Source organism: Neobacillus rhizosphaerae, assembly GCF_050477885.1.
Taxonomy (GTDB): domain Bacteria; phylum Bacillota; class Bacilli; order Bacillales; family Cytobacillaceae; genus Neobacillus; species Neobacillus rhizosphaerae_A.
Genome location: NZ_JBCNAC010000067.1, coordinates 25,712 through 49,300, shown reverse-complemented (window position 1 = coordinate 49,300; position 23,589 = coordinate 25,712). Strand labels below are relative to the sequence as shown.

At 38.1% G+C, this 23,589-nt stretch carries 21 protein-coding genes and 1 riboswitch; of the genes, 17 read left to right on the top strand and 4 right to left on the bottom strand.

The window, feature by feature from the left end:
* The first annotated feature begins 63 nt into the window (after window positions 1-63).
* The 4 genes from ABES03_RS09035 to ABES03_RS09020 all read left to right on the top strand — a co-directional run bounded on the left by ABES03_RS09035 (window position 64) and on the right by ABES03_RS09020 (window position 5,481).
* Window positions 64-1,317, top strand: coding sequence for an amidohydrolase family protein (locus ABES03_RS09035; RefSeq protein ID WP_430116966.1), 1,254 nt, complete (start codon window positions 64-66; stop codon window positions 1,315-1,317).
* 323 nt (window positions 1,318-1,640) lie between these two features.
* Window positions 1,641-3,188, top strand: coding sequence for a phytoene desaturase family protein (locus tag ABES03_RS09030; protein ID WP_430116965.1), 1,548 nt, complete (start codon window positions 1,641-1,643; stop codon window positions 3,186-3,188).
* Window positions 3,179-4,621: a phytoene desaturase family protein gene (locus ABES03_RS09025; protein ID WP_430116964.1), complete on the top strand. Its 1,443-nt coding sequence runs from the start codon at window positions 3,179-3,181 to the stop codon at window positions 4,619-4,621. Before ABES03_RS09030 ends, ABES03_RS09025 begins: the two co-directional genes overlap by 10 nt.
* Window positions 4,618-5,481 carry a phytoene/squalene synthase family protein gene (locus ABES03_RS09020; protein ID WP_430116963.1) on the top strand — a complete coding sequence of 288 codons (864 nt, stop codon included), beginning with the start codon at window positions 4,618-4,620 and terminating at the stop codon, window positions 5,479-5,481. The genes ABES03_RS09025 and ABES03_RS09020 overlap by 4 nt, the downstream gene beginning before the upstream one ends.
* A 10-nt stretch (window positions 5,482-5,491) precedes the next feature.
* Here the strand turns inward: ABES03_RS09020 and ABES03_RS09015 are convergent, their stop codons facing one another.
* Window positions 5,492-5,917 (bottom strand): hypothetical protein, encoded by a 426-nt coding sequence (locus ABES03_RS09015; protein WP_430116962.1) that lies wholly within the window; start codon window positions 5,915-5,917, stop codon window positions 5,492-5,494.
* A 186-nt stretch (window positions 5,918-6,103) separates the two neighbouring features.
* On the opposite strand from ABES03_RS09015, the gene ABES03_RS09010 reads away from it, so the two are divergent.
* The 3 genes from ABES03_RS09010 to ABES03_RS09000 are packed head-to-tail and all read left to right on the top strand — an operon-like array spanning window position 6,104 to window position 9,204.
* Complete coding sequence (locus ABES03_RS09010) at window positions 6,104-7,012, top strand: MerR family transcriptional regulator (RefSeq protein ID WP_430116961.1); 909 nt, start codon at window positions 6,104-6,106, stop codon at window positions 7,010-7,012.
* A gap of 18 nt (window positions 7,013-7,030) precedes the next feature.
* A complete protein-coding gene (locus ABES03_RS09005) occupies window positions 7,031-8,467 on the top strand; it encodes a cryptochrome/photolyase family protein (RefSeq protein ID WP_430116960.1) in 1,437 nt (478 codons plus the stop codon).
* An 11-nt stretch (window positions 8,468-8,478) separates the two neighbouring features.
* On the top strand, window positions 8,479-9,204 hold the full coding sequence (locus tag ABES03_RS09000) for a TspO/MBR family protein (RefSeq protein ID WP_430116959.1): 726 nt from the start codon (window positions 8,479-8,481) through the stop codon (window positions 9,202-9,204).
* 18 nt (window positions 9,205-9,222) lie between these two features.
* Here ABES03_RS09000 and ABES03_RS08995 read toward each other — a convergent pair whose 3' ends face one another.
* Window positions 9,223-9,591, bottom strand: a complete 369-nt coding sequence (locus ABES03_RS08995; protein WP_430116958.1) for a DUF2294 domain-containing protein — start codon at window positions 9,589-9,591, stop codon at window positions 9,223-9,225.
* A gap of 237 nt (window positions 9,592-9,828) precedes the next feature.
* Window positions 9,829-9,970: riboswitch (cyclic di-AMP (ydaO/yuaA leader) on the top strand.
* Between the two features lie 462 nt (window positions 9,971-10,432).
* On the opposite strand from ABES03_RS08995, the gene ABES03_RS08990 reads away from it, so the two are divergent.
* The 6 genes from ABES03_RS08990 to ABES03_RS08965 all read left to right on the top strand — a co-directional run bounded on the left by ABES03_RS08990 (window position 10,433) and on the right by ABES03_RS08965 (window position 18,736).
* Complete coding sequence (locus ABES03_RS08990; protein WP_430117000.1) at window positions 10,433-10,513, top strand: potassium-transporting ATPase subunit F; 81 nt, start codon at window positions 10,433-10,435, stop codon at window positions 10,511-10,513.
* 41 nt (window positions 10,514-10,554) lie between these two features.
* Window positions 10,555-12,222, top strand: a complete 1,668-nt coding sequence (gene kdpA / locus ABES03_RS08985; RefSeq protein ID WP_430116957.1) for a potassium-transporting ATPase subunit KdpA — start codon at window positions 10,555-10,557, stop codon at window positions 12,220-12,222.
* A gap of 30 nt (window positions 12,223-12,252) precedes the next feature.
* Window positions 12,253-14,283 carry a potassium-transporting ATPase subunit KdpB gene (gene kdpB / locus ABES03_RS08980; protein WP_430116956.1) on the top strand — a complete coding sequence of 677 codons (2,031 nt, stop codon included), beginning with the start codon at window positions 12,253-12,255 and terminating at the stop codon, window positions 14,281-14,283.
* Between the two features lie 37 nt (window positions 14,284-14,320).
* A complete protein-coding gene (gene kdpC / locus ABES03_RS08975; RefSeq protein WP_430116955.1) occupies window positions 14,321-14,896 on the top strand; it encodes a potassium-transporting ATPase subunit KdpC in 576 nt (191 codons plus the stop codon).
* Between the two features lie 67 nt (window positions 14,897-14,963).
* A complete protein-coding gene (locus ABES03_RS08970; RefSeq protein ID WP_430116954.1) occupies window positions 14,964-17,297 on the top strand; it encodes a universal stress protein in 2,334 nt (777 codons plus the stop codon).
* Window positions 17,298-17,455: 158 nt separating this feature from the next.
* Window positions 17,456-18,736, top strand: coding sequence for an SLC13 family permease (locus ABES03_RS08965; RefSeq protein ID WP_430116953.1), 1,281 nt, complete (start codon window positions 17,456-17,458; stop codon window positions 18,734-18,736).
* A 64-nt stretch (window positions 18,737-18,800) separates the two neighbouring features.
* On the opposite strand, the gene ABES03_RS08960 is transcribed toward ABES03_RS08965, so the two are convergent.
* Both ABES03_RS08960 and ABES03_RS08955 read right to left on the bottom strand, forming a co-directional pair.
* On the bottom strand, window positions 18,801-19,448 hold the full coding sequence (locus ABES03_RS08960) for a DUF2238 domain-containing protein (RefSeq protein ID WP_430116952.1): 648 nt from the start codon (window positions 19,446-19,448) through the stop codon (window positions 18,801-18,803).
* Between the two features lie 344 nt (window positions 19,449-19,792).
* Window positions 19,793-20,659 (bottom strand): LysR family transcriptional regulator, encoded by an 867-nt coding sequence (locus ABES03_RS08955; RefSeq protein WP_430116951.1) that lies wholly within the window; start codon window positions 20,657-20,659, stop codon window positions 19,793-19,795.
* Between the two features lie 113 nt (window positions 20,660-20,772).
* On the opposite strand from ABES03_RS08955, the gene ABES03_RS08950 reads away from it, so the two are divergent.
* The 4 genes from ABES03_RS08950 (at window position 20,773) to ABES03_RS08935 (ending at window position 23,560) form a co-directional block, all read left to right on the top strand.
* Window positions 20,773-21,363, top strand: coding sequence for a DJ-1/PfpI family protein (locus ABES03_RS08950; RefSeq protein ID WP_430116950.1), 591 nt, complete (start codon window positions 20,773-20,775; stop codon window positions 21,361-21,363).
* 33 nt (window positions 21,364-21,396) lie between these two features.
* Window positions 21,397-21,939 carry a cysteine hydrolase family protein gene (locus ABES03_RS08945; protein ID WP_430116999.1) on the top strand — a complete coding sequence of 181 codons (543 nt, stop codon included), beginning with the start codon at window positions 21,397-21,399 and terminating at the stop codon, window positions 21,937-21,939.
* A gap of 88 nt (window positions 21,940-22,027) precedes the next feature.
* The gene (locus tag ABES03_RS08940; protein WP_430116949.1) at window positions 22,028-22,351 is read left to right on the top strand and encodes a hypothetical protein; all 324 of its coding nucleotides are present in this window, start codon (window positions 22,028-22,030) and stop codon (window positions 22,349-22,351) included.
* 99 nt (window positions 22,352-22,450) lie between these two features.
* Window positions 22,451-23,560: an AI-2E family transporter gene (locus tag ABES03_RS08935; protein ID WP_430116948.1), complete on the top strand. Its 1,110-nt coding sequence runs from the start codon at window positions 22,451-22,453 to the stop codon at window positions 23,558-23,560.
* The last annotated feature ends 29 nt before the right edge of the window (window positions 23,561-23,589 follow it).

Sequence of the window (23,589 nt, the reverse complement as noted above, 5' to 3'; positions counted from 1 at the left end):
GAACCGCTTATTTGGTGTACAATTGTTTGGTAAGTATGGAAAATTAATACATGGAGTGAAGACATGCTTTTTAAAAATGCTAGTTACATTGATGAAAATTGTAATTTGGTGAATGGTGATCTTTTCATTCAGGATGGTGTCATTAAACATGAAAGTGAAAACGACTTAGTTAATGATTATAAAATAATAGATTGTCAGGATTATTTAATTATTCCCGGCCTATTTAACGCGCATTTCCATGGGTATTCCTTATTAGCGAAAGGCATTGCTAGAGAAATGAAGATTGAATCCTGGTGTAATGATAGTGAGCAAGGAAAGATTCAAACACAATTCTTTGAGAACTTAGACAAATTATCAAGTGAGGAATATGAATGGGTTTGTTTAAAGGCAAACGCCGAGATGGTGAAGAAAGGAATTACCTTCGTGAGTGAAAATGAACCCGCCTATTGGCCTAATTTAGTGGCAGGAGCGATTGATAAAATAGGTATGCGTGGAATTTTAGATACCCATAAAGGGATAAAGGATTACTACCAAAATCAGGTGGGGAACGTATCTTTCGGAACACATTTGCTTGAAGAGGAAGATATTACAGAAGAATCATTAGATGCTTGTGTTCGTACGAAAAATGAGTTTGACACGATGTACATGACTCACTGTATGGAGAATGAATGGAGACGAGATATCATTTACGCAAACTTTGATAGGTCTTCAATAGAATTATATAAAGAAAAGGGTCTGTTGGATGATAAAACGGTTCTTTATCATGGGGTACATCTGAGTGAGAGGGATATTGAACTCGTTGCCGAAACTCAAGCATCGGTCGTCCACTGCCCTATTTCAAATTTGTGGTCAGGCGCTGGTATGGCACCTGTTAGTAAAATGCTTGAAAAGGGTGTAAATGTTTCCCTTGGAACTGATTTTGCGAGCGTGGATATTTGGGAAACGATGAAAACTGCTTATTATTTATTAAAATTAAGCAGCCAAGTGGATCGTTTTCAAGCAGAAGATATTTTTAAAATGGCAACTGTGAACGGAGCAAAGGCTTATCTGCAAAATGATTTAGGAGCAATAAAGGGAGGCTACAAAGCAGACCTTGTTTTTATCAAAAAGGATGCGCTGATTCCACAGGTTCATAATGATGAATTTTCTACCATCGTTCATAACCTGTTATTTGAAACTAAAGAAGAAAACATTCGTCATGTGATGATAGATGGTAAATGGGTAATGTTTGAACGTGAATTATTAACAATGGACGAAAATGAAATAAATGAAAACTTTCTAAACGTGTTGGAAAAGGTGTATAATTCCATCATATAATTGACGAAGGACCCTTAAGGGGTCCTTTTTCAGGAAGAAAGATTCGATTAGTAGGAGTGAATACTCCAGAATCTACTACGCGGCACGAGGAGTTTGGGAATACTAATAATATGATGAAAAAGGCCTCTTCCAATAAAGTCGAAGAGGCCTTTTTTTATTTGGAGATTATACAAACGTTGTACTTGATTTAAATAGTTTGCCAGGAGTTTCTATAAAAATAAGGAGAATAAATGAAAAATATGTATAACTTTTAATTTAAAACATTGTACAAAAATTATACAATGTGTATAATCTAAATAAACTGATAAAGGAGGTGGCGACACTTGGGCAGGAGTAAAAAGGTTACTGTTATTGGTGCAGGACCAGGTGGGTTAGCTGTTTCTATGCTGCTTGCAGCCCAGGGTTATGAGTTAGTGGTCTATGAGAAACAGTCTTATATCGGGGGGAGGACTTCCAGATTAACCTTGGGTGAGTACCACTTTGATTTAGGGCCCACCTTTTTTATGATGCCAAGTATTCTGGAAGAAATCTTTCAGAGGGCAGGACGCCAATTACAAGACTACGTTCAGATACAGGAGATTAATCCATTATATACATTGAAATTTAAAGACCTATCTTTTACACCTACTCGTAATTATGAAGAAATGATACAGGAAATTGAAAATAAGTTCCCTGGTAATGGAGCAGGTTACGATCTATTCATGAAGATAGAGGGAGAGAAGTTTAACCGGGTAACCAAGTTGCTCCAGCAGCCATTTACAAAAATAACCGATCTGATTACAAAAAACATGGTGTCTGCATTCCCAAAATTAAATGTTTTTGATACAGTGTATGGCCGATTATCTAATTATTTCAATGATGAGAGGTTGAAATGGGCCTTTTCCTTCCAAGCAAAATATTTGGGCATGTCACCTTGGGCATGTCCCGGAACCTTTACCATTCTTTCCTATTTAGAACACCGTTTTGGGTTGTTTCATCCAATTGGAGGGGTGAATAAGCTTTGTGAAGCAATGGCTCAAGTCATCAAGGAGTACGGAGGGAACATTCATACTGGAACGGGTGTTAAACAAGTGTTGGTAAAAGAGCAGAAGGCAGTAGGGGTTCTTCTGGAAAACGGGGAAGTGATTTCCTCAGATGATGTTATTATTAATGCTGATTTCGGCCATGCAGCAACTAACCTTTTTCAGCAAAGTGATTTAAAGAAATACCGCAAAGAGAATTTCGAAAAAAAGAAACTTTCATGCTCTACCTTTATGCTGTATCTGGGCATCAATAAACCGGTGCAATTACCCCATCACACGATTTTTTTTGCGAATGACTATAAACAGAATGTGGATGAGATGACCAAGGAGATGAAATTATCTGAGGATCCATCCATTTATGTCCACAATCCATCAAAGCTTGACCCCACTCTTGCACCTAGAGGGAAATCAGCTCTATATGTGCTCATGCCAGTTCCTAATTTACAGGCAGATATAGATTGGGAAAAAGAGAAGCAAGGAGTTAAGGAAAAGATTCTGTCTCGTCTGGAACAAGAGCCTGAATTACAAGATATTAGATCTCATATTGAAGTAGAAAAAATTGTTACACCACTTGATTGGCAAAATGAAATGTATGTTTATAAAGGAGCAACGTTTAGTCTTGCTCATAACCTAAGTCAAATGATGTATTTCCGTCCACATAACAAATTTGAAGATGTGGATCACTGTTTCTTGGTAGGTGGCGGGACGCATCCCGGCAGCGGCTTACCAACGATTTTTGAATCGGCTAAAATTAGTGCGAATCTATTAAACCAGCAATATGTGAAAAATAAAATCTATAAAGAAAAGCAGCATTCCTTAGACAAGGAGGAGCCCGTGCTATGGAAATAGGTATTGTGGGGGCTGGGGTTGGAGGCTTGGTATCTGCCTTGCTGCTTTCAAAACAAGGCCATCAAGTAACCATTTATGAAAAGGAAGGGTACCTAGGTGGAAGATTGACCTTCCAAAGAAAAGGGCGGTACCAAATTGACCAAGGACCCACCATCGTACTTTTACCGGAGCTTTTATTAAGTGTTTTAGAAGAGGCTGGCATATCGAAGGAAGATATTCCATTGCTTCCATGCGAGCCTTTATATGATCTTCATTTTCATGATGGGTCAACGTATACGAAGTACAGAGACTTGCCCACACAGCTTAGAGAATTGGAGCAGAAGTTTCCTGGAAAGTCAAAGAATCTTTTAAAATACCTCTCAGATATGGCAATTGTTTTTGAATTAGGGATGGAAGCTTTTTTAAGCAAGACATTTAAACGCAAGCAAGATTTTCTAACTATAGAAAATATCAAACTATTAGCACAATCCAAAGCTTACAAAACCTTAAAGAGCTTTAATGCCTCTTATTTTTCACATCCTAAACTTCAAGAGGCTTACTCTTTACAGTCTTTGTATATTGGTGGTTCGCCATATGAGGTGCCAGCACTATACGGATTAGTTTCCTATAGTGAACATGCCCACGGTATTTGGTACTTAAAGGGAGGGTACGGGAGTCTCATTCCTATTTTAGAAAAAGCATGTATAGAACAGGAAGTTAAAATTAATCTCCATTCAAAAGTGGACCGCCTCCTCATTGAAGCGGGTGTGTGTAAAGGCTTGTCTGTAGATAACCAATCACATTTCTACGATGCTGTTATTTTTAATGGTGATTTTCCTCATCTGTATCCACTAATCGGTAAAAAGGAGAAGGTTAAGAAGTTTACCCCTTCTTCTGGCTGTGTGTTGATTTACCTGGGTGTGTCAAAGAGATTTCCACAAGCAAAAGCCCATCAATTCTATCTTCCGAAGGATTTTGAAAGGAATATGACAGAAGTGTTTAAAACGAAACAAGTACCTGATGATCCATCCTATTATGTATTTAATCCAGTTGCACTGGAGGATGAAGCTGCTCCACCTGGGGAAAGTGTTCTATATTTTCTCATTCCGGTTCCATCAGGAGAGCATATTGATTGGGAAACATCAGGGCCGATGCTAGCTGAACAGGTGTTAATGAAAGCAGAAAAGCACTTCACCGGTTTACGTGAAGCGGTGGAATGGATGGAGATTCGGACACCGGCAGATTCGATTCGTGATGGCTTATATCAAGGGGGGAGCTTTGGGATTGCCCCTAATTTATTTCAATCAGGGGGATTTAGACCACAGTTATCCCCGTTTAATATTGAAAGATTGTACAGTGTGGGGGCCTCCATTCATCCTGGCGGGGGGATACCAATCGTTCTACAGGGGGCTCGTTTATTAAGTGAGCTAATAAAAAAGGAGCTGAGAGTGTGATTGATTCTAACCTAATTTCTGCCTGTGAGGAATTGATGAAGAAGCATTCTTTGAGCTTTTATGCTGCTTTTCGTTTTTTACCTTCACCAAGAAAAGAAGCAGTGTTTGTCATTTATGCTTTTTGTAGAATGATTGATGACTCTGTAGATGAGCCAGAATCTTCACCATACACATTAAACCAACTAGAGGAGTCATTTGAAAATTTGGAATTGGCCAGTGGACACTTTATTTGGCCTTGTTTAAGGTGGCTTTTTAGCAGTTTCTCTATATCAAAAGAACCTTTTTATAAGCAGATATCCGGTCAGAAAATGGATACTACTCTAACAAACTATGAAACAATGGAAGAACTCGAATTATATTGTGAAAGAGTCGCAGGTTCTGTTGGGGAGATGCTTCTTCCTATTCTTCATGAACAACCTTCGAGTGAGGTAGAATTAGCGGGAGTCTATCTTGGAAAAGCGATGCAAATTGTAAATGTTATTCGGGATGTGGGTGAAGATCAACAAAGAGGACGACGCTATATTCCGAGGGAATGGATGGTGCAATATCATTATACGCAAACGGAGTTTGACATGAGTATTGTTAATTTTCGTTTTAAGCGAATGATAACGGGTCTGATGAATGTGGCTGAGGATTGGTTTTCAAAGGGATTAGAAAACATTGACACCTATCCTGAAACTAGTGCCTTCGCTATTAAACTATCAGCAGGTTATTATGCAGCCATAATGGACGCAGTTAGACAAAATGAGTACCAAGTGTATACAAAACGAGCGATAGTGAGTGATAAGAAAAAGAAATTGATTCTTTTGGCAGCTCTTCAAGGATCCATCCAACATGAGGTTCAATCCATTGAAGCTTAGTAAGGTCCATCTATTTTTTTAATAAAAAACCCAATATCCCACCATAAAGGGAATGACCTAATAGCCAAAAACCTAAAGCCGGAAGATTGGATATAGAAGGTGTGCGGTCTGATAAAAGGGTTGTTGGATACAGAAAGATTCCGATAACTAAACAATATTGGAAAATGAATAGGATTCTTTTATTGGTGGGGATATATTTTTTGTTAAGCAAAAATAGTAAACATACGCTCAAAACAACAGAAATAAATAAGTGAATACTAAATTCAATGATCTCTGAAAGATCAAGATGTTGGATGATGGGAACATAATCGACATTTAATAATAGTGTATAAACCTTAAGAGAAGTAGTATTTTCAACCACTTTTAAAAAGAAACCCAAAAACACACCTGAAATCAACCCAGCAAAGACGCCTTTTTTAATTTGTTGTTTTTCCAATAAAATGACCTCATTTCTTATTCCAACACAATAGATATACTTTTATTATCTTAAGATGAATATAGTGTGTCAAATGTTTGTATAGTTATTTATCTGCCGTTGTACAAGGTTATAGCTTGGTATATACTGGACTAAATAGTCATGAGAAGTTTTTTCCAACATGCCGAGAGGATGAAATAAAGCGAAATGAATATCGAAAATGCAACCTATTCTATCCAACAAGTTTCAGAAATTACCGGATTGTCAAAACAGGTCATTCGAAAATGGGAAGAGAGATATCAAATTGTAAGACCTGAAAGATTAGAAAATGGCTACCGGATTTATAGTGAAGCGGATATTAATACTATATTGAAAGTGAAAGGATTAGTTGACCAGGGACATACCGTCAAACAGGCAGCATATCTTGTAGAGAAAGGTGGTTCCCCAACTGATCAAAGCCTACTGGATGCTGGATGGAAAAAGAAGAATCAATATGAAGAGTTAAACGAATTTGTTCTCGATTTGCTGAAAGAAGGCACACACTGCAACGAAGCGGCAATGAATCTAATCCTTCAGCAGGCCTATCACCAAAAAGGATTAGAATTTTTCATTCAATCTGTGGTGATTCCGTTTTTACAGGAGGTAGGGAATAGATGGGAAAAGGGGCAATGGGGAGAATATCAGGAATCGCTTGCAAGCCTAACAGTACGAGACTTTCTTGTTCAATTAAGAAGGAATTTTAAATACAGGGAAAATGCACCAACCCTTTTAGGTGCCTGTTTGCCGTACGAACAACATGAGGTTCCGGTGCTAATCCTCCTTATTCAAGCGATGTTAAAGGGGTGGAAAACGATTTTAATAGGAGCATCCCCAGCTGAAGGGTCAATTGAAAAGACGGTACAAAAATTGGAACCAGATAAGGTGATTTTATCGGCTACCACGACGTATCCTTTCGAACAGGACCCGGGAATATTATCCAAGCTTGAACGTTTTGCCTCTAATTGTAAGAAAACCCAGTTTTACATAGGGGGACCTGGAGCCATTAAATATTTGTCTAACAGAAGCCCCTTACAATTTATCCAGCTAACTCACTCATTGGATGAGGTATTCGTATAAAACGGGATGGAGAGACAGATGCAACATAGAAAAACAATCATTTGGTTTCGCAGAGACCTGCGAATTCAAGATAATTTAGCATTATGGTCAGGAATTGAGGAAGGTAGTATTGTTCCTGTTTTTATCTGGTCGCCTGAGGAAGAAACAAAAAAGATAGTTGGTGAAGCTGCTTCGTGGTGGCTCCACCATTCCCTTATAGAATTAGACCGAGCATTACAAGACCGGGGATCAAAGTTAATTATTCGAAAAGGCAGGAGCCTTCCTATACTTAATGAGTTGATTGAGGAAACAGGTGCTAAGGCAGTGTTCTTTAACGAAAGATACGAGCCAAGGATTCGACTACGTGATCAACAGATTAAAGAAGTGCTAGAAAAGAAAGGAGTAGAGGTAAAAGCCTTTCATTCAAATCTGTTATTTCCACCTTTATCAATAGTAAATAATCAAGGGCAGCCCTATAAAGTTTTTACTTCTTTCTGGAAGAAGTGTTTACAAATGCCCATTCCACTACCCAAAATCTTACCCGCTACGTTTTCAAGTGCATATGACCAAGTTAAAACTTTAAATATTGATGAATTAGGTTTATTGCCAACCATAGCTTGGTATAAAAAATTCAAGAAATATTGGTTGCCGGGGGAAAAGGGGGCAATCAATCAGGGGGAACAATTTATTGAGGAAAGGCTGATGGGATATTCTATAAATAGGGATTATCCATATGTTCAGCAGGTTTCAAGGTTGTCCCCTCATCTAACCTGGGGAGAAATTAGTCCGAGATGGATATGGCATCAACTAATGGAACAAGAGAAAATTGGTTTTAGCAATGCGCAGAAAGATATTGATGGATTTTTAAGACAATTAGTGTGGAGAGAATTTGGGTACCATCAGCTAGTTTCTTTCCCTGAAATGATTGATTCTCCCCTTCGTAAGGAATTTTTATTTTTCCCTTGGGAGGAGCGGGAGGCTGAATTTTCAGCATGGAAAGAAGGAAGGACGGGATATCCAATAATTGATGCAGGAATGCGAGAATTATGGGAAACCGGTTGGATGCATAATCGGGTCCGAATGGTAACGGCATCCTTTTTAGTAAAGCATTTATTAATCCCATGGCAAAGAGGGGCTTCGTGGTTTGAAGAAACACTACTTGATGCAGATTTGGCCAATAATTCGATGGGATGGCAATGGGTATCAGGCTGTGGGTTTGATGCAGCGCCGTACTTTCGAATATTTAATCCCATGACCCAAGGACAAAAATTTGATGAGGCTGGCGCTTACATTCGACAATGGGTACCAGAATTAAAACACCTGCCAGCTAAATATCTTCATTGCCCATGGACGGCACCTGAAGAGATTCTTCGTGAGGCAGGGGTGGAGCTAGGTACTTCTTATCCCTTTCCCATTGTTGAACATTCTTTTGCAAGAGAAAGAGCGTTAGAGGCATACAATCTGATCAAAAAATAAGGGGGATTCGGATGATTCGGTTCTTTTTGAATTTACTTGGTCTTTTATTGGTTGTAATTGTTAATGCATTAGCTAATACATTGCCACTTAACGGACAGACTACGGGCGAAATTTCTAATAAGTTAGATGTGTTGTTTACACCAGCAGGCTATGTATTTAGTATTTGGGGACTAATTTACTTATTACTCTTTATCTGGGTAATTAGACAGCTGCCGAAGAACCGAAGACATCTTCCTCTTTACCAAACCACTAGTGGACTTTTTTGGCTTACCTGTATGCTAAACATATTGTGGATTTTTTCATGGCATTACGAATACTTTTTCTATACGGTTTTAGTCATAATTGCTTTTTTGGTTACACTTATTTTTCTATATAAAAAAGTAAAAAGCTTTCACCCTCCAAAGATAGATGTAATCCCTATATCCATCTATTTGGGATGGGTTAGTGTAGCTTTGATTGCAAATATCAGCTATTATCTGGTTTATATTCAATGGAATGGCTGGGGAATATCACAAATTGTGTGGACTTTTATTATGCTATGGGTCGCTGCCTTACTGGCGGGGATTTTTTATATAAAGGAAAAAGATCCTTATTATGTTTTAGTTTTTATTTGGGCTTTGATAGGGATTGGTGTAAAAAATCAAGATTCCCATCCTAGTGTAAGCTATATATCTTATCTGTTAGCGGCAGCGTTACTTATTTTTATATGGATCAATAAAGGGAAAAGCTCTACTTGAGAGGTAGAGCTTTTTAAGTTAGTCTTCCAGTGATTTTTCTAAATCTTTATCAACAATAAAAACCTCAATTCTTTCTCCAATCTTTGTACTAATGTCACTATGACTAGATAAGACCTTACATTTTGTAAAGTTTTCTACTATTTTTTCAAATTCATGACTGTACATTTCTCGTAGGACTTGTCTCATCTGCTTTACTAGTTTTCTACCTGTGTCATGGGTAACAAGATGCTTCTCCTCAGTGGTTAATACGCCTTTGAAGCGTGTTATGACCATGTCCTGTACGATGTATGTTTTTGCTTCCTGTGGACCACGTCCAAGTAATTCTCTCTGAAATTTAATAAATGCTGAGCTAATTTCAGCCTCTAGTTTCCTTTTAGAATTAGCCATCCCCAAAACCCCCGGATCTATTTACATATTTCTATCTAAATCATGAACATAATATTACTTGCAATTTATTTAATGTCAATAGTAAAAAAATAAGCATTAAAAAGTAAAATAATGAGTAATGATGAGAAATTAAGAGATAATTAATGGGAAAGTACAAAATTCCGCTAAATTCACCGGAATATTGCATGGAATTGGCTGTTTACAAATACTAATTAAGGAAATAGAATTACAGCATAAGTAAATAGACGGCTTAATCCTGATTTATTCAGGAACGGAGGAACCAATTTTATGGGGTTAATTCTGGGGAACCAGAAGGGATGAGAAACTCTTTCGCCATCCTACCCGTCAGCTAACTTCGTCGGCTAAAGCGAAGGAGGTCTAAAGACCACCTTATTCAGGGGGCTTTTTTGTTTGTTTTTAAGCAAGAGGGCAGCCTGAGAAACTAAGTAGGTCTTTTTATTATGCCTATTTTTAGAAAAAGTAAACTGGAAGACAGGACGCAAAGGAAGCCTTACAGGCTTGCTGGGCGCTAAGTAGACCATGCAAACTTTTTCTCCAATATGATCAATTATGACAAGAATCCTTTACAGGAATATCTCTTTTTGAGGTATTTCTATTCTGGTTCTTGTTCTCAATTGCTCATCTGGGGAAGGAGTACGTATGGTCTATTTTTTATGCTTTCAGATGGTGATGTTGGTAATTGTCACCGAATGAATACAAAAAAAGGGGGGATTTAAATGCTAGATTTTCTAATGGTGGTCGCCATTTTAGGTTTAGGAGCACTAATGCTGGGACTTATTCGTTGGGCAGATTCTGTAATTCAGAAAGGGAGTGTTAAGTAATGCTAGTATTTTTAGGGATTGTAACTGCTGCTATGTTTATTTATTTGGGATATGTACTAATTCATCCTGAAAAATTTTAATAGAAACCTAATTAACATGATTTCAAGTGGAGGGAATTACATTGACAACCGCACTATTATCCGTGGGGATTACCTTACTCCTCGTCTTATTGCTTGCAAAACCGATGGGGGTCTATTTAGCTACAGCATTTGATTATAACAAAACGAAATTGGATCGGATATTTGGTTTTGAGAAGTTGATTTATCGTATTTCTGGAATCAAAACAAAGGATCAAAACTGGAAGCAGTATGTGGTCGCCGTAATTTGTTCGAACACGGTCATGATTTTACTAGTTTACTTGTTTTTTCGGATTCAAGGAGTATTACCGCTGAATCCAAGTGGAATTAAAGCAATGGAACAAACACTATCGTTTAATACCGCGATCAGCTTTATGACGAATACCAATTTACAGCACTACAGTGGAGAAAGTGGCTTATCCTATTTAGCGCAAATGGTAGCAATAGGACTAATGATGTTCACTGCTCCTGCGACGGCACTAGCTGTCATCATTGCTTTTATTCGTGGATTAGCCGGTAAGCCATTAGGAAATTTTTATGTAGACTTAATTCGGGCCATATTTCGTGTGCTATTGCCTATCTCATTTATTTCAGCACTAGCATTTCTTTTCTTAGGGGTACCGCAAACATTAGATCCAACTGTTACGGCCAAAACCATTGCTGGTGCAGAGCAGCAAATCGCCCGCGGACCGGTTGCGTCATTTTTAGCGATTAAAGAATTGGGGAATAACGGAGGCGGCTTTTTCGGGGTAAACTCAGCGCATCCTTTTGAAAATCCAAATGCGATTAGCAACTTGATTCAAATGTTGCTCATGCTATTAATTGGTACCTCAACACCATTTGCATATGGAAGAATTGTGGGTAATGCTAAACAAGGTCGAGTGCTATTTATTTCAATGTTTATGATGTTTCTCATTTTGTTAGGTGTTTCTCTGACATCTGAATACCAAGGAAATCCGGTGTTAAATGCTTTAGGAATTCAACATAATCAGGGCAGTATGGAAAGTAAAGAAGTACGATTTGGAGTAGCAGGATCAGCACTTTATTCCGTTGTCACGACAGCATCAGAGACAGGTGCTGTTAACACCATGCATGATTCACTCACGCCAATCGGGGGTTTAATTACTATATCTAACATGATGTTGAATACCATTTTCGGTGGAATTGGCGCAGGCTTCCTAAACGTTTTAATGTACGCCATGATTGGAGTGTTTTTATGCGGGCTTATGGTTGGACGGACACCAGAATTCTTAGGGAAGAAGATTGAAGGCAAAGAGATGATTTTGATTGCTGTCACTCTTTTAGTTCATCCTATTCTGATTTTGGTACCGACGGCATTGGCAGTCGTACTGCATCCAGATACAATTTCTAATCCAGGCTTCCATGGTTTAACACAGGCCATGTATGAATATACTTCATCGGCTGCCAATAATGGATCAGGGTTCGAAGGTTTAGGAGATAATACTCCATTTTGGAATATCTCAACAGGTATTGTGATGTTCCTTGGTCGATATATTTCATTTGTCACCTTGCTTGCCGTTGTGGGTTCCTTAGCGGCGAAAAAGCCAGTTCCGGAAACAGTTGGCACATTCCGTACAGATACTGCCTTGTTCGGAGGAGTGTTTATTGGGACCGTTATTTTAATTGGTGCCCTTACTTTCTTCCCTGGTCTTGTCCTAGGACCGATTGCTGAACATTTGACATTAAAATAATTAATGGAGTTTCCTTTGGAGGAGTAAACCATGAGTAATCAGAAAAAAACAATGATCAATTCAGATATAGTGAAACAAGCGTTAAAAGAATCATTTATTAAGCTAGACCCTAGAGTAATGGTTCGAAACCCAATTATGTTTGTGGTTGAGGTAGGATTTATTATCACTTTGCTATTTACATTTTTTCCAGGTGCTTTAGGAGGGGATGTTTCCCCTTGGTTTAATGCAACGGTGTCTATTATTCTACTACTTACCGTTTTATTCGCAAATTTTGCCGAAGCGTTAGCAGAGGGACGCGGGAAAGCACAGGCAGATTCTTTAAAGAATACTAAAAAAGAGAGTATTGCAAAAAAAATCGTGAATGGAACGATTATGAATGTTTCGTCAACAGATCTTCGTAAAGGAGATATCGTCATTGTGTCCCATGGGGAGCTAATTCCTGGGGACGGTGAAGTCATTCAAGGAATTGCTTCTGTAGATGAATCTGCAATTACTGGGGAGTCTGCTCCAGTGATCAAAGAAGCAGGTGGTGATTTTAGTTCTGTAACAGGTGGAACTCGTGTTGTAAGTGACGAAATCAAGGTGCGTATTTCCAGTGAACCAGGAGAATCTTTTCTAGATCGTATGATTTCCTTAGTTGAAGGAGCGCAGAGACAAAAGACGCCTAACGAAATCGCTCTGAACACAGTACTAACAAGCTTGACGTTGATTTTCATGATTGTTGTTGTCACTCTTCCATTTTTCGCTAAGTATTTAGAGATCAATCTTGAGATTCCTGTCTTAATTGCCCTGTTGGTATGTTTGATCCCAACCACTATAGGTGGCTTATTGTCAGCAATCGGAATTGCTGGAATGGACCGGGTTACTCAATTTAATGTCATTGCTATGTCAGGTAAAGCGGTTGAAGCTTCAGGTGATATTAATACAATTATTCTAGATAAAACGGGAACGATTACATTCGGGAACCGGATGGCAAGTGAATTTGTACCGGTTGGCAATCACGAGGCTGAGGTGCTTGCTTCCTGGGCAGCGATCAGCTCTGTTCAGGATGAAACACCTGAAGGCCGTTCAGTTTTAGAAATAATGAAAAAGCTACGCTTTACCTTCATTGATTCTCTGGCTGAGGGCAGTGATTTTATTGAATTTAAAGCAGAGACGAGAATGAGTGGGCTTAATTTAATAGATGGCCGCAAAGTTAGAAAGGGAGCAGTTGACGCAGTAAAGCAATGGGTGGTCGAACAAGGCGGGAAAATTCCACAAGATTTACAGGAAAAATCAAACAGGATTGCTTCTGAAGGAGGGACACCTCTTGCTGTTGCAGTTGACAATGTCATTTATGGCTTGATTTATCTCAAGGATACCGTTAAACCGGGCATGAGAGAGAGGTTTGACCATCTTCGTAAAATGGGAATTAAGACCATCATGTGTACAGGGGACAACCCACTGACAGCGGCAACGATTGCAAGAGAAGCAGGAGTGGATGATTTCATTGCGGAGGCCAAGCCAGAAGACAAGATTTCCGCGATACGAAAAGAACAAGCAGAAGGTAAGCTAGTAGCGATGACCGGGGATGGAACAAACGATGCCCCTGCTCTTGCTCAAGCGGATGTGGGCTTAGCAATGAATAGCGGAACGATGGCAGCGAAAGAAGCGGCCAACATGGTCGACCTTGATTCCGATCCAACTAAGATTATTGAGGTGGTTTCAATCGGAAAACAATTGTTAATGACCCGAGGGGCGCTTACTACTTTTAGTATTGCGAACGACGTTGCCAAATATTTTGCGATCATTCCAGCGATGTTTATGCTGGCGATTCCTGACTTAAGTGTGCTGAACATTATGCATCTTGGTTCACCCACTTCAGCGATTCTTTCAGCCTTGATCTTCAATGCCATCATAATACCGTTTCTGATTCCTTTAGCTATGAAAGGAGTCGCTTATAAACCGATGGGGTCTGCCGAATTACTTCGCCGAAACCTTTTCGTCTATGGTTTAGGTGGTGTTGTGGTTCCCTTTATCGGAATCAAGTTGATCGATATTGCTGTTAATCTATTTATTTAGTTCCCATATTATAGGTCCGAGGGAAGGAAGAAAAAATATGCTATCGAATATAATGAAGAACACGATTTTAAGTCTTATACTCATGGTCATCTTGGGATTGGGTTATCATCTTTTGATTACAGGAATTGGGCAAATTTTTGTTCCAGAAAAAGCAAATGGAAGTCTTCTTTATGATCAAAAAGGTCAAGTGATAGGTTCAGAACTAATCGGACAAAAATTTGATGATCAGAAATTTTTTCAAGGTAGGGTTTCAAGTATTGAATACAATGCAGCAGGTTCTGGTACGAACAACTATGCTCCATCTAATAAAGATATGATTAAGCGTACGAAAGAGTCTATAGAAAACTGGAAAAAAGAAAATCCTGATGTACCTGTTGACCAAGTACCGATTGATCTTGTAACGAACTCTGGATCAGGGTTGGACCCACATATCAGCCCTGAAGCCGCGTTTGCACAAATTCCACGTGTTGAGAAGTTGACAGGAATTGATAAAGATAAATTAGAATACTTAGTTGGAAAAAATACTGAAGGAAAAGAACTTGGCTTATTTGGTGAACCAAGAGTCAATGTTTTAAAACTTAACCTTGATTTAAAACAACTATTGGAGAAATAACTCAAACAGGGGAGCAATGTGCTCTCCTTTTTCCCATATCTATGTAAAATAAACGGGGGCTGCAAACATGGGTGAACAATTTAAAAGGAAAAGTCCAGAGGAAATATTGCAATCCATTTATCAGATGCAGCGAGGCAGACTTAAAATCATCTTGGGTGCGGTTAGCGGAACAGGTAAAACCTATCATATGTTGATGGAGGGTAATAATCTAAAAAAGAATGGGATTGATGTTGTTATTGGTATGATCAGTGCGTCGGAACGTCCTAAGACAACTGAACAAATTGGTTGTTTAGACATTATTCCTTCTATTAAATGGATAGAAAATGGAAAAGAGAAGTACGATCTGGATGTAGATGCTATCATTGCCCGTAATCCTGAAGTGGTATTAGTAGATGTTCTAACCCATCGAAATCGGCCTGAGGCTCCTAGACCAACTCGTTTCGACGATATTCAATATCTCTTAAAAAAGAAGATAAGCGTGATTACTACTGTTAACATTTATGAACTGGAAGGTATAAGGGGAATTGCAGACAAATTAACGGGAGGAAAAGTAAAGGTGGGCTGCACTGTTCCAGAAGATACACTTGCGTTGGCAGATGAAGTAAAGCTGTTGGACGTTCCACCTGAAGTGATCCTCAATAGACTCCAGGAAGGAGAAATCGATCTTCAGCATGAGGAAAAAGGTAAAGGAGTTAACCTCTTACATCCCAGCAACCTTGCCGTTCTGCGCGAATTAGCTCTTCGTTTTTTAGCGGGGGAGGTAAATGATACGTTGGATGACTATAGAGAGAAGCAAGGAATGATTGGTCCGTCAGGGGCATCAGAAAGAATTTTAGTGACCGTTCAATATCATTGGAATGGATCCATCCTGATTAGACGAGGACAGCAGATTGCTAAAAGGTTAGGAGGAGATTTACTGGTTGTTTGTTTTGCCAACAAAGAATTATCTAAGAATGAACTCACCTTTAAGCGCTCTATCATGAAACTAGTAGAAAAAGTGGGAGGGGAGTTTGAAGAATTACCGTTAGAGCAAGATGAGGTTGCAGATCAGATCGTCCAGTATGCAACCAAGCACAAAGTCACTCGGATTGTCATGGGGCAATCGAAGCAAACGCGTTGGGAAGAAATTGTCTATGGATCGATAATCAATAAAATATTGCGGAAAACAAAAAATATCGATGTATTTATGGTCGCCGATCGGGCAGAAAAAGATGGTGAGCGTGTATTACCTGCAAAACAAAAAAAAAACGAGAAAGAAATGGATCCTTATCGACGTCTTACGCCTCAGGAATTAGTAAATGAAATGAATAAACTGAAACGCGGTGCGTTAAAGGTATATATTGGGGCAGCGCCAGGGGTAGGAAAAACATACACGATGCTAAGGGAAGCAAACGAATTAAAGAAAAAGGGCATTGATATTGTCATAGGGTTATTAGAAACACACGGTAGAAAAGAAACAATTGAACAAATTGGGAATTTGGATATCATTCCTCGAAAAATTATTTCCTATAAAGGCACAAAGTTAGAAGAAATGGATACTGAAGCTATTATTAGGCGAAATCCAGAGGTGGTCCTTGTTGATGAGCTAGCACATACCAATGTGCCCGGAAGTAAGTATCATAAACGGTATTCAGATGTAGAGGATATATTGGTTGCAGGTATTTCAGTTATCTCAACAATGAATATTCAACATTTAGAAAGTTTAAATGACAGTGTCGAGCAGATAACTGGGGTGAGGGTAAGGGAAACGGTGCCAGATCATATTCTTCGAATAGCGGAAGAAATTGAATTGATTGATATCTCGCCGAAAGCATTACGAGAACGAATGAGGGAAGGACGTATCTACGCTTCTGTAAAAGTGGAGCAAGCACTAAATAACTTTTTTAAGACCGGAAATCTTATTGCTCTAAGAGAGCTAGCATTACGTGAAGTTGCAGATGATGTGGATGAACGCCTAGAAGCGTGGGAGAGAAAAAGAGCCTTAAGAGGGCCGTGGCGACAGGAAGAAGTAATTTTTGTATGTACCAACTTAAGGCCTGACAGTGAAAGACTGATTCGACGCGGATTTCGCATCGCCTATCGTTTAAAAGCCACATGGTATGTATCATATGTAAAAGACCACCATTCCTTAAACGAAGAAGAGGAACAAGTATTAAATAAAATTCGTAAACTGACAGAACGGCTTGGCGGAATATTCGAAATGTATGAGACCAAAAATCGGCGTAATGTCTTTAAAAAACTAGTAAGTGAAATGAATGAAAAAAAAGCAACACAAGTAATTATCGGCCAATCAGCTCGTACTCGCTTCGAGGAGATTCTAAAAGGTTCCGTAATCCAGCGATTGTTAAGAGAAGTACGCCATATGGATGTATTAGTGGTAGCAGACCAACAAAAGCAATGATGAATACCTTTATCACTTTTGGGTAAGGCGTGAATATATGCCTTCCTATTTTTTTTACGACTAAAATAAATTCTTTGGATAAAATATGCAAGAAAGTAGAATCTATACAATAGGAAAATTTTAATAAACGACTTGGTTCAAATAAGGAGTGACACGCTTTGGGTTCACAGGAGATTATTGCGCTTATAATATTTCTTGTTACATATGCATTAATTATTTCGGAACAAATACATAGAACTACAATTGCCATGATTGGTGGATTATTCATGATTGCCCTCGGTGTTTTGGATCAAAGAAATGCCCTACACCATATTGATTTCAATACCATTGGGTTATTAGTAGGTATGATGATTATAGTAGGAATCACCGCTCAAACAGGTGTGTTTGAGTACATTGCGGTTTTGTTGTCTCAAAAGGCACAAGGAGCTCCTATTAAAATTTTAGTTGCACTGAGTTTATTTACTGCCGTTGCTTCTGCTTTTCTTGATAATGTAACAACGGTTCTTTTAGTTGTTCCAGTTACTTTAAGTATTACTGCCCAATTAAAAGTAAACCCTATTCCATTTTTAATAGCTGAGATTCTGGCTTCTAATATTGGCGGGACGGCAACCATGATTGGTGATCCACCAAACCTCATGATCGGAAGTGCTGTTCCAAAGTTAACTTTTCTTTCATTTATTAATAATCTAGCACCTGTGATTGCTATAATATTAATTGTAAATATTTTGCTTTTAGTAATGATTTATAGAAAACATTTAAAGACTTCAGAAGATCTAAAAAATCATTTACTCAGTAAAAATCCTAGAGATGAAATAAAAGATCCTGCATTATTAAGGAAATGTATAATTGTAGTCTTTATTACCATAGGTGGTTTTTTTATTCATCAATTTATACATATAGAAACGGCAACGATTGCTTTAATTGGTGCTTTTATTTTACTGCTATTTACAGGTGACAAATATTTGGTAACGGCGTTAGAAAAAGTAGAATGGACAACCCTTTTCTTTTTTATTGGATTATTTGTCATTGTAGGGGGGCTTGTTGAAACAGGGTTAATCGCAGCCCTTGCTAAAAACGCCATGTCTTGGACCGGAGGAGAACTAAAGTCATCGACCTTACTTGTTTTGTGGATGAGTGCAATTATTTCTGCATTTGTTGATAATATCCCTTTTGTAGCAACAATGATTCCTATGATTAAAGAGATGGGACACTTAGGCATTTCTAATTTAGATCCCCTTTGGTGGAGTTTGTCCCTCGGTGCTTGCTTAGGAGGAAATGGAACTTTGATAGGTGCAAGTGCGAACCTTGTTGTAGCAGGTATTGCTTCAAAAGAAGGATATAATATAACGTTTTTAAAGTTCCTGTTGATTGGTTTCCCACTTATGTTGGTATCAATCCTTATTTCAATGATTTATGTTTATATAAGATATTTAATGTAGAAAAAGTTTGAAACGCTAATGTAAAATAATTAAACCGATAAAACAACGGTTGAACAACGTTACATTAGCGTAATTTTTTTAATACAGCCGAGGTTCCTAATTCTTTATGTAACAACTTATCATGTAGTTTGGAAAGGAAAAGTAATGCAAGGATGGTACCTGCTAAAGTTAATAACATATCCCACTGAGCATCCCAAACATCGCCTTGGTTCCCTAAAAAATTTTTAGCCGTTTTTCCTCCCTTTCCTATAATAAAACTGATCCATTCAATAATTTCATACATAGCTGAAATGGCAAGAGAAATACTTGTCACAATCCAAAATAAGATCCCTTTTGTTAAGAGGGTTTTCCTTAATAAAATTTCTCTAATTACAATGCCAAACATGCCTTTTAAAAAATGTCCAAAACGATCGTAGTGATTTCTTTTAAAATCAAAAGCTTCCTTTATCCAATTAAATAATGGAACCCTTGAATAGGTGTAATGACCGCCGACAAACATTAAAATAGCCAAAATAGCAATAATCAAATAAGAAAGGGTAGTAAGACAAAACCTTTTGTATGTTAATAGTGCGATAATCAAACCAATAATGGCAGGAGTGACTTCTAATACCCATGACGAATAGCTGGCAGGTTTAATAATTGACCAAATAAAAACAGCGATAACTGCCAGTAATAACAAACCGTGAATCGTCTCAACAGACTTTCCCTTCATATTCGCTATCACTCCTAAGTGCTATATCTTCTAGTTTTAAGCCCAGCTTTTAATCCTTGAACATATACTTGGACAGTTTTAGATTAAGACGGAAGAAGCCATTTTATGCTTATTAAATTACATTCAAGGAGAGAAAAATTTGGTAACAACCTTATTATATCTAGTTTTGGATAACAGGAAAAATGTCCTTCATCGGGGTGATGAAGGACAAAAAACGGTTGGATAACAGGAAAAATGTCTTTCATCGGGGTTATGAAGGACAAAATTCAGTTGTATAACAAGAAAAATGCCCTTCATCCAGGATATGATAGGTACTAAAAACAAAGGAAAGATTCTCTTTATTTTTACCTTTGCTCCAAAACCATCTCAATAAACTTTCTATGAGCTTTCGACAACCATTTGTTTTTATGATAAGAAATTTGCGCATAGAATACTGGATTTTCTGATTCTGTCTCAATTACCTTCATTTTTTCTTCTCGCAATAATGCTTCTACACTTAGGGAGGGCATTAAGCTGATTCCTAACCCACTTGCAACACACTGTTTCATCGCTTCCATACTATTAAACTCCAAATGATTATGGGTACTAATTCCTTTTCGAATCAAATACCCTTCGAAAAATTTCCTTAATGCACAGCTTTTCGGACTGAAAATAAAACATTCTTCAGTCGCTTCCTCAATGACTTTTATGGAATGATTTTTTTCCCCAACAAAGACTAAGGACTCTTCAGACCAAACTTGGGTGATTAAATTTGGATCATTTACTTTAGGCTCTAAAGTAATGGCAATATCTATCTCACCGGAATAGAGTCGCTCCCTAAGTGGAAGACAATCATCATTAATAAGTGAAAACGTAACCTCAGGATATAACTTTTTATACTGTGAGAGAACTGTGCCTAACTTGTATACGGTAATCGTTTCTGCTGCACCAATGCGGATTTCGCCCTTCAATGTTCTATCATTGGTGGAAATATGTTGAATCTTCGAATAGACCTCTAGTAATTCTACAGTATAATGATACAATTCCTCGCCAACCATCGTAAGTTGTATGTGTTTCCCCAGCCGGTCAAATAACGGAAGGCCAATCTCATCCTCCAACTGCTGAATATGAGATGTAATGGATGCTTGAGAGTACTGAAGTGTTTGTGCGGCCTTTGTAAAGCTATTCAAATCAACAACTGCTTTAAACGTTTGTAATTGACGAATCTCCATGTATGATCCTACCATTCTATTTTATTATCAGAAATTCTAAACTTAAAGTTTAGTTATTTCAGTTTTACTAATGGTAAATTATAACATACAATTCACTTAAGGAGATGATAGATATGAAAAAAATATGTTTACTCTTACCAAATGGATTTGAAGCTGTTGAGGCAAGTGTGTTTACAGATGTGTTTGGCTGGAATAAAGACGTAAGCGATGGGACAACTGAACTCGTGACAGTGGGGACAAGAGCGGAATTGATATGTACCTGGAATTTAACCGTTAAACCAGAAAGGTTGTTATCGGAGGTTTCTGCTCATGAGTTTGATGCATTAGCCCTACCTGGTGGTTTTGAACAAGCAGGCTTTTATGAGGATGCTTTTCGCTCCGATGTGCTAGAATTTATCCGCGCATTCGATATAGAGGGAAAAATCATTGCAGCGATTTGTGTCGGTTCATTAGTGGTTGGAAAAAGCGGTGTTTTAAAAGGAAGAAATGCTACGACCTATAATCGGAGTAATAGGAAGCGGCAAGTACAATTAGCAGAAATGGGAGTGAATGTGATTCCGGATCAAAGTATTGTCATCGATAAAAACATTATTACATCGTTCAACCCAGCCACTTCATTTGATGTAGCATTTACCATGCTTGAACTTTTGACGTCAACGGAAAATGCAAACAATATAAAAAGGCTCATGGGATTCTGTGAATAGATTCATATAAAATGTGGAGGGGTTATTATGAAAATATCAGCAAACACTGCTTTACTTTTAATCGATGTGCAAAATTATTTTGATGATCCGAAACATGGTAGAAGAAACAATCCAAACGCAGAAGAAAATATGGCCTTATTGTTAAACAAGTGGAGAGAATTAAATCTACCTGTCATTCATGTTCAACACATAAGTAATCCCACGTTGGCTCACCATCCTGGACGTGATATTAAAGAGAACGTTGCACCTCTACCAGAGGAACCTGTCATCGTGAAAAACGTAAACAGTGCCTTTATCGGTACCAACTTGGAAACATACCTAAGAGAATATGAAATTCAAACACTTGTTATCGTAGGATTAACAACTGATCATTGTGTCTCTACTACAACACGTATGGCAAAAAATCTCGGCTTTACTCCATTCATTGTCTCTGATGCTACCGCTACTTTCGAGCGAGTGAGTTTTGACGGAAAGCTGTACAGTGCTGAAGAAATCCACAACTTGGCTCTCGTCAGCTTGCACGAGGAATTTGCCACAGTTATTGATACGAAAAGTGTCTTAGAATTACTAGATTAATAAAAGATAGTCACGTGTAAATATGCGCGTGACTTTTTTGGTTTTGGGACATAGGCTGCCTTCATAAAATTTACTGGAGGTGTCTGATATGAAAAAAAATTTAAATGAAGTTGAATGCCTTGTATGTAATGGGGTCCATTTTCGAAAAGGCTTTTTTGTTGCGGAATATCAAAAATATGATGAGGATACTAGGTGGAATCAAAAAGCGGAAGCGAAAATCCAATTTAATTTAGAATCTGAAGAGGATAATCCGTTAAATAGACTTCCAGAGCAATCCAATATTTATTCCTACATTTGTGAAGACTGTGGCTTTATCATGCATTTCAACAAAGAAAAGCAGGTCGAAAGTAAAAAACAAGAGCGAATGAGAAAACAAAGGAAAAAAATGTATGATTGGACTAAATTTAAATAATAAACAATGTTTTTGGAATGTAACACATTGATAATACTGTATTTTATCCCAATATTTTGATATAATTTTTCCAAATAATGAAGGCAAGAGGTACATTCCGTGTCAAAATCTAAAATTCAATTCTGGTTAATTCAAATTTTGCTCATTTTATCAATTATTTTCGTTTCAACCAAGATCTCATTTATGTTTCAGCCTATCGGGGTGTTTTTCTCGACGGTGTTCTTTCCAATTCTAATTACCGGTTTCCTTTATTTTCTCTTGAATCCGGTTGTTAATTTTTTGGAACGCAAAAAACTACCGAGGGTAGCAGCAATATTGGTCATATATGTTGTATTTGCAGGTCTTCTTGCAGTAGTAATAGGCAGCCTGGTTCCAGCTGTTTCGAAACAGGCAACCGAACTAGCCAATGATTTGCCTGGCTTTGCACATAAGACGACTGATTTTGTTAGTGATGTAGTCAAGTCTTCAGAGTTTAAAAACTTTAAAGAGCAGCAGAGTGAAATGATCGATAACGTGCAACAACGTTTAGTGAAGTATGCTAATACCTTGCCAAACACACTGACGAACGTGCTTATGGGCTTCTTTGGCATCGTCACGAATATCGCAATTATTCTTGTCACTGTTCCATTTTTATTATTTTACATGTTTAAGGATGGACAAAAATTTCCAATAGCCGTATCCAAGTTCATTCCAGCTGAATACCGGGATGAAGCGTTAAAAACGTTGAAGGAAACAGGTGAGACCCTTTCAGCATACATTCAGGGGCAGGTAGTGGTCGCCTTGGCTGTAGGTACATTAGCCTTTATCGGGTATTTAATCATCGACCTACGGTATGCATTAATTATGGCACTGATTGTAGCCTTTACCAACATTATCCCATATGTAGGGCCGATCATTGGTGGCGCGCCGGCTGTACTGGTGGCTTTCTTTGACTCACCGACTAAGGCTTTATTAGTAGTAGTCGTGATCTTGGTTGCACAGCAAATTGAAGGGAATTTCCTTTCTCCGATGATTTTAGGTAAATCACTGGATACGCACCCGGCAACAATTATCATTATTCTTTTGGCAGCAGGCAATCTTGCAGGTGTCCTTGGAATGGTTTTGGCTGTACCAACCTATGCGGTCTCAAAAACAATTGTCTTAAACTTAGTCCGGTTCTTGAGAGCAAGAAAAGCGGCGAATTATACAAGTGAAGGTCCATTTGTCTAAAAATTTAATGATAGTTCCAAAAGAAAAAA

Excerpts from the sequence above, each read along its gene's own strand:
- ABES03_RS09000 (WP_430116959.1), top strand. The coding sequence starts at position 8,479 with ATGATTCGGTTCTTTTTGAATTTACTTGGTCTTTTATTGGTTGTAATT.
- ABES03_RS08990 (WP_430117000.1), top strand. The coding sequence starts at position 10,433 with ATGCTAGTATTTTTAGGGATTGTAACTGCTGCTATGTTTATTTATTTG.
- ABES03_RS09005 (WP_430116960.1), top strand. The coding sequence starts at position 7,031 with ATGCAACATAGAAAAACAATCATTTGGTTTCGCAGAGACCTGCGAATT.
- ABES03_RS08995 (WP_430116958.1), bottom strand. The coding sequence starts at position 9,591 with ATGGCTAATTCTAAAAGGAAACTAGAGGCTGAAATTAGCTCAGCATTT.
- ABES03_RS08955 (WP_430116951.1), bottom strand. The coding sequence starts at position 20,659 with ATGGAGATTCGTCAATTACAAACGTTTAAAGCAGTTGTTGATTTGAAT.
- ABES03_RS09025 (WP_430116964.1), top strand. The coding sequence starts at position 3,179 with ATGGAAATAGGTATTGTGGGGGCTGGGGTTGGAGGCTTGGTATCTGCC.
- ABES03_RS08950 (WP_430116950.1), top strand. The coding sequence starts at position 20,773 with ATGAAAAAAATATGTTTACTCTTACCAAATGGATTTGAAGCTGTTGAG.
- ABES03_RS09010 (WP_430116961.1), top strand. The coding sequence starts at position 6,104 with ATGAATATCGAAAATGCAACCTATTCTATCCAACAAGTTTCAGAAATT.
- ABES03_RS09035 (WP_430116966.1), top strand. The coding sequence starts at position 64 with ATGCTTTTTAAAAATGCTAGTTACATTGATGAAAATTGTAATTTGGTG.
- kdpB (WP_430116956.1), top strand. The coding sequence starts at position 12,253 with ATGAGTAATCAGAAAAAAACAATGATCAATTCAGATATAGTGAAACAA.
- ABES03_RS08940 (WP_430116949.1), top strand. The coding sequence starts at position 22,028 with ATGAAAAAAAATTTAAATGAAGTTGAATGCCTTGTATGTAATGGGGTC.
- ABES03_RS08960 (WP_430116952.1), bottom strand. The coding sequence starts at position 19,448 with ATGAAGGGAAAGTCTGTTGAGACGATTCACGGTTTGTTATTACTGGCA.
- kdpC (WP_430116955.1), top strand. The coding sequence starts at position 14,321 with ATGCTATCGAATATAATGAAGAACACGATTTTAAGTCTTATACTCATG.
- ABES03_RS08970 (WP_430116954.1), top strand. The coding sequence starts at position 14,964 with ATGGGTGAACAATTTAAAAGGAAAAGTCCAGAGGAAATATTGCAATCC.